This window comes from Saccharopolyspora shandongensis, assembly GCF_900106995.1.
Taxonomy (GTDB): Bacteria; Actinomycetota; Actinomycetes; order Mycobacteriales; family Pseudonocardiaceae; genus Saccharopolyspora; species Saccharopolyspora shandongensis.
Map to the genome: position 1 here is coordinate 88,498 of NZ_FNOK01000014.1, position 13,585 is coordinate 102,082.

At 71.0% G+C, this 13,585-nt stretch carries 14 protein-coding genes; 5 read left to right on the top strand and 9 right to left on the bottom strand.

Going from position 1 to position 13,585, the window contains the following annotated elements:
- Positions 1-37 precede the first annotated feature (37 nt).
- Positions 38-1,366, bottom strand: a complete 1,329-nt coding sequence (locus BLW84_RS17160) for an ArgE/DapE family deacylase (RefSeq protein WP_093266501.1) — start codon at positions 1,364-1,366, stop codon at positions 38-40.
- 380 nt (positions 1,367-1,746) lie between these two features.
- Here BLW84_RS17160 and BLW84_RS17165 point away from each other — a divergent pair, with 380 nt between their 5' ends.
- The 5 genes from BLW84_RS17165 (at position 1,747) to rocD (ending at position 6,752) form a co-directional block, all read left to right on the top strand.
- On the top strand, positions 1,747-2,649 hold the full coding sequence (locus tag BLW84_RS17165; RefSeq protein ID WP_093266503.1) for a MurR/RpiR family transcriptional regulator: 903 nt from the start codon (positions 1,747-1,749) through the stop codon (positions 2,647-2,649).
- 100 nt (positions 2,650-2,749) lie between these two features.
- Positions 2,750-4,042 carry a glutamine synthetase family protein gene (locus BLW84_RS17170; RefSeq protein WP_093266505.1) on the top strand — a complete coding sequence of 431 codons (1,293 nt, stop codon included), beginning with the start codon at positions 2,750-2,752 and terminating at the stop codon, positions 4,040-4,042.
- A complete protein-coding gene (locus tag BLW84_RS17175) occupies positions 4,032-4,364 on the top strand; it encodes a hypothetical protein (protein WP_093266507.1) in 333 nt (110 codons plus the stop codon). Before BLW84_RS17170 ends, BLW84_RS17175 begins: the two co-directional genes overlap by 11 nt.
- A complete protein-coding gene (locus tag BLW84_RS17180; RefSeq protein WP_093266509.1) occupies positions 4,357-5,514 on the top strand; it encodes a M20 metallopeptidase family protein in 1,158 nt (385 codons plus the stop codon). Before BLW84_RS17175 ends, BLW84_RS17180 begins: the two co-directional genes overlap by 8 nt.
- 29 nt (positions 5,515-5,543) lie before the next feature.
- Positions 5,544-6,752, top strand: a complete 1,209-nt coding sequence (gene rocD / locus BLW84_RS17185) for an ornithine--oxo-acid transaminase (RefSeq protein WP_093266511.1) — start codon at positions 5,544-5,546, stop codon at positions 6,750-6,752.
- Positions 6,753-6,825: 73 nt separating this feature from the next.
- Here the strand turns inward: rocD and BLW84_RS17190 are convergent, their stop codons facing one another.
- From BLW84_RS17190 to BLW84_RS17225, 8 genes are all read right to left on the bottom strand, one after another.
- The gene (locus BLW84_RS17190; RefSeq protein WP_093266513.1) at positions 6,826-7,395 is read right to left on the bottom strand and encodes a nuclear transport factor 2 family protein; all 570 of its coding nucleotides are present in this window, start codon (positions 7,393-7,395) and stop codon (positions 6,826-6,828) included.
- Between the two features lie 123 nt (positions 7,396-7,518).
- Positions 7,519-8,652, bottom strand: a complete 1,134-nt coding sequence (locus tag BLW84_RS17195) for a PucR family transcriptional regulator (RefSeq protein WP_177226516.1) — start codon at positions 8,650-8,652, stop codon at positions 7,519-7,521.
- A 166-nt stretch (positions 8,653-8,818) separates the two neighbouring features.
- Positions 8,819-9,334 (bottom strand): nuclear transport factor 2 family protein, encoded by a 516-nt coding sequence (locus BLW84_RS17200; protein ID WP_093266517.1) that lies wholly within the window; start codon positions 9,332-9,334, stop codon positions 8,819-8,821.
- Positions 9,331-10,086, bottom strand: a complete 756-nt coding sequence (locus tag BLW84_RS17205) for an SDR family NAD(P)-dependent oxidoreductase (RefSeq protein ID WP_093266519.1) — start codon at positions 10,084-10,086, stop codon at positions 9,331-9,333. The genes BLW84_RS17200 and BLW84_RS17205 overlap by 4 nt, the downstream gene beginning before the upstream one ends.
- Positions 10,087-10,114: 28 nt before the next feature.
- Positions 10,115-10,885, bottom strand: coding sequence for an SDR family NAD(P)-dependent oxidoreductase (locus tag BLW84_RS17210; protein WP_093266521.1), 771 nt, complete (start codon positions 10,883-10,885; stop codon positions 10,115-10,117).
- A gap of 212 nt (positions 10,886-11,097) precedes the next feature.
- Positions 11,098-11,916, bottom strand: a complete 819-nt coding sequence (locus BLW84_RS17215; protein WP_093266523.1) for an SDR family NAD(P)-dependent oxidoreductase — start codon at positions 11,914-11,916, stop codon at positions 11,098-11,100.
- A complete protein-coding gene (locus tag BLW84_RS17220; protein WP_218157352.1) occupies positions 11,909-12,415 on the bottom strand; it encodes a nuclear transport factor 2 family protein in 507 nt (168 codons plus the stop codon). The genes BLW84_RS17215 and BLW84_RS17220 overlap by 8 nt, the downstream gene beginning before the upstream one ends.
- The gene (locus BLW84_RS17225) at positions 12,382-13,269 is read right to left on the bottom strand and encodes an LLM class F420-dependent oxidoreductase (RefSeq protein WP_093266525.1); all 888 of its coding nucleotides are present in this window, start codon (positions 13,267-13,269) and stop codon (positions 12,382-12,384) included. Before BLW84_RS17225 ends, BLW84_RS17220 begins: the two co-directional genes overlap by 34 nt.
- Positions 13,270-13,585 lie beyond the last annotated feature (316 nt).

The window sequence follows — 13,585 nt, forward strand, 5'->3', positions numbered from 1 at the left end:
TGTCCGAAGTGGATATTTGGTGGCTTGTCCCGAAGTGCTACCGGGGTGCCGCTCGCAGTCCGCAGTACTCGATGGCCGCGGCGGCGAAGACCTTTGCCGTGTCGACGATCGAGTTGACGTCGACCCATTCGTCGGGGCCATGCGCGTCGGCGCCCTGCGCGCCGTAGATCAGCGGCGTCGCGCCCGCCGGGCGGTAGAACGCGCCGTCGCACACCGCGACGAATCCGGTGATCTCGGTCGTCTTGCCCAGCGCGGCACGTTGCCGCCGGATGCTGTCGACGACGGGGAAGTCCGGCGACGTGTCGAACGCCGGGAAGTGGAGGTCGCCGAGTTCCCACTGCACGACCGGTGGGTGCTCGCGCAGCCACGAGTCCTGGGCCGCCCAGTGCGCGACGAAGTCCTCGAACTCGGCTCGGATCTGCGCCGACGTCTCGGTGGGCAGGTACTTCAGGTCGAAGTCGATCACCGCGACGTCCGGGGTGATGGCCGGATTCGTCATCGTGGCCGGCAGGCCGTCCGCGCCGAGGCCCGCGCCGACCTGGACGACGCTCGGGCTGATGGTGTTGACCCCGGGCGGGAGCAGGGGATGTGCCGGTTTGCGGCAGCCCCAGTCTCGCTCGAGCTGACCGACGGCCGTGATCAGGCGCGCCGCCAGCTCGGCGGCGTTGACACCGGGGCGGGTGCGGTCCGCGGAGTCGCGTTGCGGGTAGAGGTCGTTGTACCGCCACCCGGTGTGCGCGTTGCGGCCTCGGAGGGTGACCCGCACCCACTCCAGTCCGCCCTGGCACAGCATGACCTGTTCCTCGGTCGGCTCACCGACGATGACCGCGGATGGCGCGTCGGCGCGGGCGAGGAGCCCCTTGGTGCCGAAGCCGCCGGCCTCCTCGTCCACGACGCTGTGCACCTCGAACCGGCCGGCCAGCTCGATCCCGCAATCGTGGATCGCCTTCGCCGCCGCGATCGCGGCCGCGATCCCGGCTTTCATGTCGTAGCCGCCTCGCCCGTAGAGCCGGCCGCCGTGGATCTCGGCCCCGAACGGATCGACGGACCAGGTGCCGCGGTCGCCGACGGGGACGACGTCGATGTGCCCGTTGAGGACGAGGCTGCGATCGCCGGAACCGTCGCGGTAGGCGCGCACGTTGGGGCGGTCGGGGAAGACCTCGTGCTGCTCGGTGGTCAGGCCGGCTGCCGCGAGGTGCGCGGCCACCAGTCGTTGGGCGTCCGTCTCGCGGTTGAGCCCTGCGGCGGACTCGAACTTCGGGTTCACGGTGGGGATCCGCACGAGCTCCCGGGTCAGCTCGACGGGGAAGTCGCGGTCCCGTTCGATCTGCGCGGTCACCATCTGCACGGCGCTGGCTGTATCCATGTTCCTCTTCCGTCCATGCGGACAAAGTTCGGTGTGTTCCGGGCATGTCGGGGCGATCACCAACCCGCGTTCTTCCGCGCGGTGGTGGCATGCGCGACCGGTGCGACGGCGCGCTGGAGGCAGGTCTGGTCGGCTGGATCCGTTGTGCTGAAACGGCTTCCGGGACGTGCTGGGAATCGGGCGACGGAACTGCCGGACTCGAGGAGAGGCGCGTCCCTGGTCGCCTGGTCTTGGATGCCGGAAAGTAACGCATATTACAAACTGGCTGTCAAGGGTAGAATATCTTATGGATTCAAGATTTCCGGTGTCTCGATCCCGGCCGCGCTGCGCGACGGGACAATGATCGGCGGCGGGACGGTGTTCGAAGGGAAGGGTCGCGGGTGGCTGGACAAGATGATCAAGCTGGGGCGAACGGCCGGGAGGGCGCGGATTTCGCGGCGACCGTGGCGGAACGCGTCCGCGCCGAGCTGGCCGGGCTGAGTCGCAGCGAGCTCAAAGTCGCGCGCGCGTTGCTCGCGGCGTATCCCGCGGCCGGTCTGGAAACCGTCGCGCAGTTCGCCAAGCGGGCGCACGTCAGCGCACCGACGGTGCTGCGCTTCATCGGACGGCTGGGCTTCGAAAGCTACCCGGCGTTCCAGAAGGCCCTGATCCACGAGGTCGACCAGCGGCTCAGCTCGCCGCTGCGGCAGATCGCCGAGGTCGAGGGTGCCGCGGAGCGCAGGCGGAACGCCCCGGCGGTGGCCCGGCACTACATCGACGTGCTGTCCTGGTCGTTCGACACGCTGCCGGAGGCGGAGTTCGAACGGGCCGCGGAGCTGCTCGGTGATCCGGGCAGGCCGATCCACCTGCGCGGCGGCCGGTTCAGCCGGGTGCTGGCGGAGTACCTGGCGAGCCACCTGGCGATGCTCCGTCCCGCGGTGCGGGTGATTCCGCCCGACGAGCTCGCGCAGGCCACCACGCTGCTGGATTTCGGGCAGCGCGACGTGCTGGTCCTGTTCGACTACCGCAGGTACGACCCGGACCTGGTGGGTTTCGCGCGGGAGGCCGCCGCGCGCGGTGCGCACGTCGTCCTGTTCACCGATCCGTGGATGTCGCCGGCGGCGCAGGCGGCCGAGGTCGTGCTCCCGGCCAGGGTCGAGGCGCCGAGTCCGTTCGACTCCTTGGTCCCCGCGATGGCCGTGGTGGAGGCCGTGGTCGCCGCCGTGGCCGAGCGGCGCGGTGGCGCCGTCCGGGGTCGGTTGGGCGAGATCGAAGCGCTGTCCAGGCGGGACGATGCCGAGTAGCGGCATTGGATAGTTTGTTACAAACTGAAGCACGTTGACTGAGTTTCTAATGCGCGTTACGTTCTCGGGAGTTGTTACCCGAGATCGGTGAGGCGCATCCATGGATTCGACTGTCTTCGTCGCGACCTGCGATCTGGCGGGGTTGACCCGGGGCCGGGGTGTGCCGGCCGGTGAGCTCGACGCCGTCCTGCGCCGCGGTGTCGGCTGGGTGCCCGCCAACCTGGCCCTGACCTGCTTCGGTGGGATCGCGGAGGACAACGCGTTCGGCTCGACCGGGGATCTGCGGCTGATGCCGGACGCCCGCACCGAGGTGGTGCTCCCGGAGCGCGACGGTCACCCGCAGGTCCGCATCCTCCTCGCCGACCAGACCCTGCCCGACGGGCAGCCGTGGGACTGCGATCCCCGCACCTTCGCCCGCGAAGCCCTCGCCGACCTGCGCGAGCGCTTCGGGCTGGAGGTCGTCGCCTCGTTCGAGCACGAGTTCATGCTGGACGGCACCGAGGGCACGGCGCCGTTCTCGTTCGCGCGCTACCGCAGCGCGGAGCCGTTCGGATCCGGGCTCGTCCAGCTCCTCGCCCAAGCCGGTCTGGAGCCGGAGACCTGGCTGCCGGAGTACGGCGAGAACCAGTTCGAGATCACGCTCGCGCCCACCTCGGCGCTGGCGGCCGCGGATCGGGCCGTGCTGCTGAAGGAACTCGTCCGCGACCTGGCTCGCCGGCACGGCCGCCGCGTCACGTTCGCGCCGCTGCAGAACCCGGACGGAAGCGGGAACGGCGTCCACGTTCATCTGTCCCTTGTGGACGCCGCTACCGGTCGGCCGGTGCTGTTCGACGAGCAGCGTCCCGGGCGGCTCGCCGAAGTCGGTGCGCGTTTCGCGGGCGGCATCCTCGCCCATGCCCGGGCGCTCACCGCGCTCACCGCGCCCAGCCCGTCGTCGTTCCTGCGGTTGCAGCCGCACCGCTGGAGCGTCGGCGGCATCTTCCTGGCCGAGCGCAACCGGGAAGCGCTGCTGCGGATCTGCCCCACCAGCACGGTCGGTGGCGGGAACCCCGCGCGGCAGCTGAATCTCGAATACCGGGCCGCCGACGCGACGGCGAACCCGTGGCTCGTGCTCGGCTCCCTGATCAGGGCGGGTCTGGCGGGCCTCGCCGGCGACGACCAACCGCCGAAGGTGTGGCCGGAGGACATGGCGGAGCAGCAGTTCGACGAAATCCCCGGGCTGCCCGCCGATCTGTCCGAAGCGCTTGAGGAGCTGGAAAAGGACACCGCCGTGCGCGACTGGTTCGCGCCGGAGCTGCTGCGCACGCACCTCGACGTCAAGCGCGCCGAACTCGCCGCCGTCGAAGGACTCGACCCCGCCGACGTCTGCCGGAGGGTCGCCGATGTGCACTGAGCTGCAGGCCCGCCTGGCCGGCATTCCCCTGATCGACCACCACGTCCACGGTCCGCTGCGGGGCCACGTGACCCGTGCCGAGTTCGAAGCGCTCATCACCGAGTCGGACCGGCCGGTGCCGCCGTGGATGACGCAGTTCGACTCGCAGATCGGCTTCGCGGTGCGCCGGCACTGCGCGTCCCTGCTCGGCCTGGCGGAACAGGCGAGCGCCGAGGGGTACTGGGCCGCCCGGGGCGAATGGTCGATGGAGGACGCCGCCCGGGAGGCCACCACGGTCGGCCGCGGCAACGCCGCGCGGGTCTACGGATTGAGCGATGACTGAACACGATCGACTTCGGGCCGCGCTCGCCGAGGAGCTCCAGGCCGCCGGTGAGTTGCGGCGCGGACTCCACCGGAACCCCGATCTCTCCGGCGCGGAGACCACCACCCGGGACGCGGTGCTGGCGGCGCTGCCGGGCGGCGACTCGGCCGTGTCGACCGCGCAGACCGGCGCGGTCCTGCGCATCGGAGGTGCCGGACCGGCCGTCGGCGTGCGCGGCGAACTGGACGCGCTCGCGACGGAGGAGACGACCGGCGTCGCGTGGGCCTCGGCGAAGCCGGGCGTGATGCACGCCTGCGGTCACGACGTCCACCTGGCCGCGGTGACGGCGCTCGCCCGTGCGGTGGATCGGGTCGGAGGACCCGCCCCGCTGCTGGTGGTGCTCCAGCCGCGGGAGGAGACCTATCCGTCCGGCGCGCTGGACATCGTCGACAGCGGCGTGCTGGTGGCGCAGGACTGCCGCGCCATGATCGGTGCCCACGTGCAGCCGGTGCTGGCGCCTGGCGTGGTGGCCTGCGTTCCGGGCGGGGTCAACGCTTCCTCCGACGAGTTCGAGATCGTGGTGACCGGCGAGTCCGGCCACGCGGCCTACCCGCACCTCACGCGCGACCCGGTGCTCGCGCTGTCGCAGATCGTGGTCGCGCTGCAGAGCGTGGTGAGCAGAGCTGTCGATCCGATGATCCCCGCGGTCGTCGGTGTTTCCTCGCTCCAGGCGGGCAACGCCGCCAACGTCGTCCCGGGCCTCGCCCGCGCTACCGGCACGATTCGCACGTTGTCGAAGCCGACGCGGGAATTGCTCCACAACCGGGTCGCCGACACAGCGGAGAGCGTCGCTCGTGCCCACGGCTGCGAGGCGAAGGTCGTCTTCACCCGAGGCGAGCCGGTGCTGGAGAACGACCCGGAACTGGCGAGCCGGACAGCGCATCACCTTGCGTACCAAGGGGTTCAGATCTCCAGCACGCTGCGTTCCGTCGGCGCGGACGACTTCTCCTACTACGGCGAGCTGATCCCCTCCCTGATGTTGTTCGTCGGAACCGACACCGACAAACCTCTGCACAGCAGCGGCTTCCTGCCCGGCGACGAGGACCTCGCCCGCGTCGCGCGCGCGATGCTCGCCGGCTACCTCGGCGCCGTCGAGCGGCTCACCGACTGACCGAAGACCCCCGAGAAAGGACTTTTCCCATGGTTGCCCCGGAAACGACGGCCCCGGCCCACGACGAATCCGCCGTCGCACGCAACTACAACCCGCTGCCGGTCGTCATCGCCGAGGCGAGCGGAGCGTGGATGACCGATGTCGAGGGCAACCGCTACCTCGACTGCCTGGCCGGGTACTCCGCGCTCAACTTCGGCCACGGACACCCGGCGCTCCTCGGCGCCGCGCGCGAGCAGCTGGAGCGGCTGACCCTGACCAGCCGGGCGTTCAACAACGACCGGCTCGGCCCGTTCTGCCGGGATCTCGCCGCGCTGGCGGGCAAGGATCTCGTCCTCCCGATGAACACCGGGGCCGAAGCCGTGGAAACCGCGCTCAAGGTGGCCCGCAAGTGGGGGTACGCGGTCAAGGGCATTCCCGCGGACCAGGCCGGCATCGTCGTCGCCCAGGACAACTTCCACGGGCGGACCACCACGATCGTCGGCTTCTCCAACGATTCGGGCGCGCGGGACGGTTTCGGCCCGTTCACCCCCGGCTTCCGCGCCGTCCCGCACGGTGACCTCGCGGCCCTCGAAGCCGCGATCGACGAGCACACCGCCGCGGTGCTGATCGAGCCGATCCAGGGCGAGGCCGGCGTGAAGCTGCCGCCCGCCGGCTACCTGCGCCAGGTCAGGGAGCTGTGCACGAGGTCCAACGTCCTGTTCGTCGCCGACGAGATCCAGTCCGGGCTCGGTCGCACCGGTGCCACGTTCGCGTGCGACCACGAGGAGGTCGTGCCGGACATGTACGTGCTCGGCAAGGCGCTCGGCGGTGGCATCGTCCCGGTCTCCGCCGTGGTGGCCGACCACGACGTGCTCGACGTCATCCAGCCGGGCAACCACGGCTCGACGTTCGGTGGCAACCCGCTCGCGGCCGCCGTGGGCCACGCCGTCGTCGGCCTCCTCGAAACGGGGGAGTACCAGGACCGGGCCCGCGCCCTCGGCGAGCGCCTGAACGCGGAGCTCCAGGAACTGGTCGGCAGCGGTGTCAGCGAGGCGCGGGTCCGCGGACTCTGGGCGGGCGTCGACATCGATCCCGGCTTGATGACGGGTCGCGAAGCCTGCGAGAAGCTGGCGGCACGAGGCGTCCTGGCGAAGGACACCCACGGCTCCACGGTCCGCCTCTCGCCCCCGCTGACCATCGAGGAACGAGACCTCGCCTGGATGCTCGACCAGTTCCGCGCCGTGGTGAACGGAGCCTAGTACCGGCGCGGCGGCGTTGAACCGCGAGGCCGAGGCGGACCGCCCCGGCCTCGCGCGAATGGCGCCGGAGCTCTCAGGAGCGCGTGGCCCGGTCGCTGGACGGGTGCACGAGATCGATGTACTCCTGCGGCAGCTCGTCGAACGACAGCTTGGTGACGCTGACCGGCCCGGAGCTGTAGGAGTCCTCGCCTTGGACGAGGCCGTTCTCGTCCACCGGCCACAAGATCAGCTGCCGGTGCACGACGAGGTAGTCGGCCGACTCGTCGTCCACCGGGATCCCGCTCCGGGCGGCGTACGAACCGGGGTAGATCTGCTTCAGGTACCCCTCGGTGACCACGCAGTGGTCGTCGACGACCAGCCGGTCCAGGGTGAACTCGAGAACGTTGGTCCGGGTCTCGAGGAAGTTCACGTAGTACGTCCGCACCCCGTCGTAGCCTTCCGGGCCGACGTCCTCGCCGCCGTTCCAGAAGTGGTAGTTGGGCGTGGGGCTCAACGTCGCCATCAGGCGGTCGAGGTTCGGTTCGGCCTCCGCCTTCATGTGTTCGAGCACGATGCCGAGGACGACGCGGTGCCGTTCGCCGGTCGTGACGGCAAGGCGGTTCTCGAGCATTTCCCAGGTGCGGTTGGGGTCGACGACGGCCACGGGGAGTTCCTTTCCGCGGGAACGGATGTCAAGCCAGATGGTGGCCCGAGACCCACCGGGGGATCATCCGATGCGCGTCGGCAGATTCCCCCGGCCCGCCCGACGCGTGTCGGGGGACGCGGCTCAGAACGTCTCGCCGAACACCTCCGACGCGGCCAGCTCCGTCGACGACAGCGTCACCCTGCGGACCATGAGCACCAGCGTCGCCTTGAACCGGTCCATCGGGTCCGCCAGGTCCCAGCCCATCTGCGCTTCGAGATGCGCGAGCCTGGCGGCGACGGTGCTGTGGTGCACATGCATTTCCTCGGCGGTGCGCCGGAGCGACCCGAACACGCAGTAGGCCTCCAGCGTGGCCACCTCCTGCTCGCCGGTCGGGGACGTGGCGATCGCGTTGATCCGCGCCGCATCCGGATCGTTGAGCAGACGTTTCAGGGGGAGCTCGGCCAGCAGTTCCAGCGAACCCAGCCGCCCGTAGGACACGGCCCGCCGCCCGTATCCAGTGGACGATGCGAAGCGCAGCGCCCGGCGCGCCTGCTTCCACGACGCCGGCGCCGCGTACACGCTCATGCGCTCGCCGATCCCCACCCACGGGCCGCGGTCGCCATCGGCGCAGCCGAGCGCCATCGGATGCTCGGCGACGATCGCGGCGTGCAGATCATCGGCCAGCCGGCGGTCGTCGCAGTCGTCCTGCAGGAGCATCGCGGTCAAGTTCCCGACCGCGACCGAGTGGACGATGCGACCCGGGCAGCTGCGCGCGACCAGTTCCACCGCGGCCTTGCTCGATGCCGTGGAGACCGCCATCGCGCGCACCTGCCGGGTCGCGTCCAAGCCGAGCAATCCCACCGCTCGAACGCGGTCCTCGCGCCGTTCCTTGTCGGAAAGCACCACTTCCAGCAGCGCCGGATGACCCAACCGCGGACCGGCCGGCACCGCCGATCGCTGCGCCGCCACGCGCAAGGCGTGCCGAAGCCGGTCGAGGAGGAGCGAGTCGAGCGGGTGCTCGGCAGCGGCGGTGCGTTCGAGCCAGACAGCCGGATCCGCAGCGGTCGGCGTCGCGAGGCGGCTCTCGTCGAGCAGGTCGCCCAACGCCCCGTACCTGATGACCGGGCCCGACGCCCACTGCGCGCCGACCGGGCACTCCGCGAGCAGCGCCGCGGACCGCACGATGGCGTCGGCGTTGGCAGCGGACTCGCTGAGGGCGTCGAAGTACGAGATGACCCGGAACACCGACAGCGCATCGGACGCCAGCTCCGACATGCGCAACTGCTCATCCTTCACGGCGCCCGCCATCCACCAGTCGTCACGTCGGGTACCGGTGCCTCCCCAATCCGGGCCATCGCCTGGGCATGACGGTGATGGTAGCGGCGCGGAAATGACACCAGGGCTTGCCGAAGCCGCAGTGGCCGTCGATCAGGACGGGATGTCAGCGCTCCTGGATGCGCCGGGCCAGCACGTAGTACGGATCGTCCGCGTCCCGGCTCCCGCGCGGCCCGGTGCCTTCCGGGGCGAGTTGCGCGCCCACCGTCGAGTGCGTCCACTCGCGCACCGCGAACCGTTCGACGATCGCCCATCGCCCGTCGCGCTCGGCCATGTGATCGACGTAGCGGAAGCCGCTGATGAAGTTTCGCCGCGGATCGGATTCCGGCGATCCCCAGTGGACGGCGGTCCCGTAGGTCTCGGCGACCGCCTGGTCGCCGCGCAGCTCGCAGAGGTGGTTGCCGACGATGTGCATGGTGCCGGTGAAGCCGCTGAGCAGGGGACGCACCCACTCGACGTATTCGTCGACCGTGCCGTCGAAGCCGGTGTGGTGGTCGATGCCGCCGGGGTGGTAGGCCGAGCGCACCAGGTCGAAGTCGAGCCGGTCGACCCCGCGGCAGTAGCGCAGCACGACCTCGCGGATCCGCCGCTCGTCCAGCAGCTCGGCCAGCGGATCGGTCACTGGGTCACCGTCCAGCCGCCGTCCACCGGCAGCAGGACGCCGTTGATGTAGGAGGCGAGCGGGCAGAGCAGGAACAACGTGGCCCACGCGATGTCGTCACCGGTCGCCATCCGCTTCAACGGGTTCTTCTCCAACGACCGCTGCCCGACCTCGCTCTGCACGAAGCCCTGCAGGCGCGGGGTGTCGGTCATGCCCGGGGCGACCGCGTTGCTGCGCACCTCGGTGTTCCGGTAGGTGGCGAGATGCCTGGTGTAGCCGGCGATCCCGGCCTTGGCGGCGCAGTACCAGGGCGAGTCCGTGCCGATGAGGTTGCCGGCCAGCGACGAGACGTTCACCAGTGCGGCTCCCGTGGGAACCCCGCCGGCGAGCCAGGTCTCGGTCATCAGCCGGACGCTGCCGACCGCGATCCGGACGCCCTCGTCGAAGTCGAGGTTCCCGGCGGAGGACGGCCCGGCGTTGTTCACCAGGTAGCGGATCTCGCCGAGGCGACGGCTCTCGGCGAAGCCCCGCTCGACCTCGGCCGGTGCCGAGACGTCGGCGGTGACCGCGATGGCCTTGCCGCCGGTCGCGGTGATCCGGTCGACGGTGTCGGCGACGGCGCTCTCGTTGAGGTCCCAGGCGGCGACGGCGAGCCCCAGCTCCGCGGCGTGCAGGGCGATGGCCTCGCCGATCCCGCTCCCGGCGCCGCTGACCAGCAGGACGTCTCCATGGGTGAAACCGAGGTCGATGGTGGGCTGAGCGGTATTCGGCACGGATGCTCCTCGAAGGGGTAGTCGGTGGTCAGACGCCGTATCCGCCGTCCACGTCGAGCTTCTGCCCGGTGATGAACTTCGCGCGGTCCGACGCGAGGAAGCACGCGGCTTCCGCGATGTCCTGTGCGCTGCCGAAGGCGCGCAGCGGGATGTTCCGCTTGGTGACCTCCAGCGCCCGCTCGTCGAGGTCGCCGCTGGCCATCAGGTCGGCGGCCATGCCGTCGGTCAGCATGCCGGGGCCGACGCAGTTCACGCGGATCCCGAACCGGCCCTCCTCGGCGGCGAGCGCCCGGGCCGTCGCCTCGACGGCGCCCTTGGGGCCCGCGGACAGCCCGTCGCGGACCGGGTAGCGGTGGGTGGCCGCGGTGGTGATCGCGACGATCGAGCCCTTGCTGGCGCGCAGCGCGGGCAGCGCGGCGTGCACGACGTTGAAGAACGCCTCGGCCTCGGCGGCGAGGTGCTTGGCGAAGTCGGCCGGTTCGACCTTGGAGAGGTGGACCTGCGGGATCAGCGGGCCTGCCGCGTGGACGAGCGTGTGGATCGCGCCGAAGCGTTCGACGACGCTGTCCAGGTAGAGCTTGCTCTGCGAGGCGTCGGTGAGGTCGAGCCGGTCCGCTGCGGCCACTCCGCCGCCCTCGACGAGCTCCGCGACCAGGCTCTCGGCGGCCCGCTGGTCGCTGCGGTAGGTCAGGGCGACGCCGGCGCCGCGCTCGGCGAGCATCCGGCAGATCGCGGAACCGAGCCCCCCGGTCCCGCCGGTCACCACCGCGACGCCGCGCCTGTCCTGGAAATCCGTCACGATCGACCTTTCCGATGTCGTGCCTAGGGGTTGTTTCAGATTGATGCGCGGGCATGTGCGGGACGTGGTCGTCTGGGGGCAGGGCGCCGGTTTCGCGCGAAAGCGGCGTTCCCCGTGAGGCGTGTTGGCGGTTTCGCGCGAAACCGCCGCCGCCTGTCGGGCGCCGGGTGCCTCCGGGACGAGCCGGGCGGAGCCATTCGGGAATGTCCTCTCTAGGGATTGTTCGGGAAGTTGGTCCAGCCCTTGCCGTCGGCGCGGCCGTACCAGCCCGAGGCGGCGAGCGTGCCGCCGTCGACCGGCAGGGTGTGGCCGGTGATGTAGCAGGCCGCGTCCGAGGCGAGGAACTGCACCGCCGCGGCGTAGTCGTCCGCGGCGCCGAAGCGGCCGAGCGGGACCCAGGTCCGGATCAGCTCGGGGTCGCGGCCGCGGAGCATCGCGTCGGCGGGGGTCTGCGGGGTGTCCGCGAGATCGGGCGCGATGGCGTTCACCCGGACGCCGTGCTGCCCGACCTCCACCGCCAGGCTCTTCGTGAACGCCGAGACCCCGGCGTTGAACGCCGAGTAGGCGGCCTTGCCCGGAATGCCGCGGAAGGCCTCGACGGTCGAGTTGTTCACGATGGCACCGCGACGCTGCTCGATCATCGCCGGCAGCAGCGCGTGGGTCATGGTGAACACGTGGTGCAGGTTCAGCTCGTAGAGCCGGCGCCACTGCTCCGGCGTCGACCGCGCGAACGTCCACGACGTCGGGCGGAAGTCCCCGACGTTGTTGACCAGCACGTCGACCCGGCCGTCTCCCGCGGACAGCGCCGCCCCGGCGGTCTCGGCCACCACGTCGTCGTCGGTGATGTCGCCGACGACGACCGCGCAGCGCCCGCCGGCGGCCTCGATCTCCAGTTGTGCGGCGCGGGCGGCGTCGCCGTCCACGTCGTTGAGCACGACGAGATCCCCGGCGCGGGCGAACCGGCGGCTGATGGCGCCGCCGATGCCCAGCGCACCTCCGGTCACAACGCAGATCCGTGGTCGGTCAGTCATCTTCGCTCCAGGAGGGGACGCGCGAGCGGCGTGGTGTGCGGGTCTCGATCCAGTCGATGGACAGCTCCCGGCGGGCGAACAGCCACGCGCCGTCCTGCTTGCGGTAGCCGTCGGCATAGCGCAGGTGCCACACGAGGTTGATCGGCTCGCCCGACGACCGCCTGCCCAGGTGGTGGGCGATGCACGCGATGCGACCGGTCGCGGACCGCCCGTCGCCGTCGAAGACCTGGCCGACGATCGCGTGCTGGGTGAGTTCGAAGGCCTCGACGGCGCGCAGTGCGCCGGCGATCGCCGATCGGCCGCTGTGGACGTCGACAGGACCGAGTTCGGCGGGCGGGGACGGCATCGCCAGCACGGCGTCTTCGGCGAACAGGACCGCCGCGGTGGCGAACGCGCGGTCGTCCACGGCGGCCGCGTAGCGGGCGACCAGGTCGGCGAGCTCGACCCGGTCGGCCGCGGCGAGCGTCATCGCCCGGCCAGGCCGAGCCGCTGCGCGCACGCGGAGAGCTCGTCCTTGACCGCGGCCAGGTCGGTGGTCGGCGTGGTCTGCAGCACGATCCGGTTCGCGCCCCGCGCGGCCAGCGACTCGGCCTTCTCGGTGGTGATCGCCGAGACGAGGTGCCCGAGCGTGACCTCCAGCGCGTCGGGATCGCGGTCCGCCGCTTCGGCCTCCTGCCGCATCAGGTCGATGAGCCCCTGCAGTTCGGCGCCGCCGACGCCGAGCGGCTGCAGGCCGTCACCGCGGCGTCCCGCGCGCCGTGCGGCAGCGCGGCTGTGCCCGCCGATGTGGATGGGGATCCCGCCCGGCCGGGCCGGCTTCGGGTACGTCATCGCCCCGGCGAAGGAGAAGAACCGGCCGTCGTGGTCGACACCGGTCGGCGACCGGTCGTCCCACAGCTTGCGCAGCACGTCGATCTGCTCGTCGGCCCGCCGCCCGCGGGTCTCGAACTCGGCGCCGCACGCCTCGATCTCCTCCCGCATCCAGCCCATGCCGACGCACAGGCGCAACCGGCCGCCGGAGAGCGCGTCGATGGTGGCCGCCCGCTTGGCCAGCACCACCGGATGGTGGTTGGGCAGCACGAGCACGCCCGTGGCCAGCTCGATGCGGGTCGTGTGCGCGGCGAGGAACATCAGCAGGTCCAGCGGATCCGGGATGTCGCAGTCGTCGGCGAGCTCCATCTTCCCGGAACTCGCGTAGGGGTAGACGCTGGAGTACCGGCTGACGACGACGGCGTGCTCGACCGCGACGATCGATTCGAACCCGCATGCCTCGGCGTGCCGGGCGAACTCGCCCATCCAATCCGGCCGGGCGGTGACGCCGGCCGCTACCGGAGCCATTACGGCATATCTCATAACGGAATCCTACGAGAGCGAGACGAGAATACAAACCTAGCGTTTGCTTGTTTCTCTGGTTACGATGGCGCGCGCTCCGGCGCAGTCACGCCCATCGCGGGCGCGATGCCCAATGTGGACGGTGGGGAGAATCGGCCCGTTCTGCCGCGGCGCTCACCCAGCGCGCAGCGAGCGCACGGGTGGCGCGATTTCGCGCGAAGTCGGGCGCCAGCTGTGGGAGCGGCGTGGTGGAGACACGGATCGCGCGGCGCGATCCCTCGTGAAATCGCGTTCGTGGCGGGAGCCGGGTCGGCGGCGGGTGACGGCTGCCGACCCG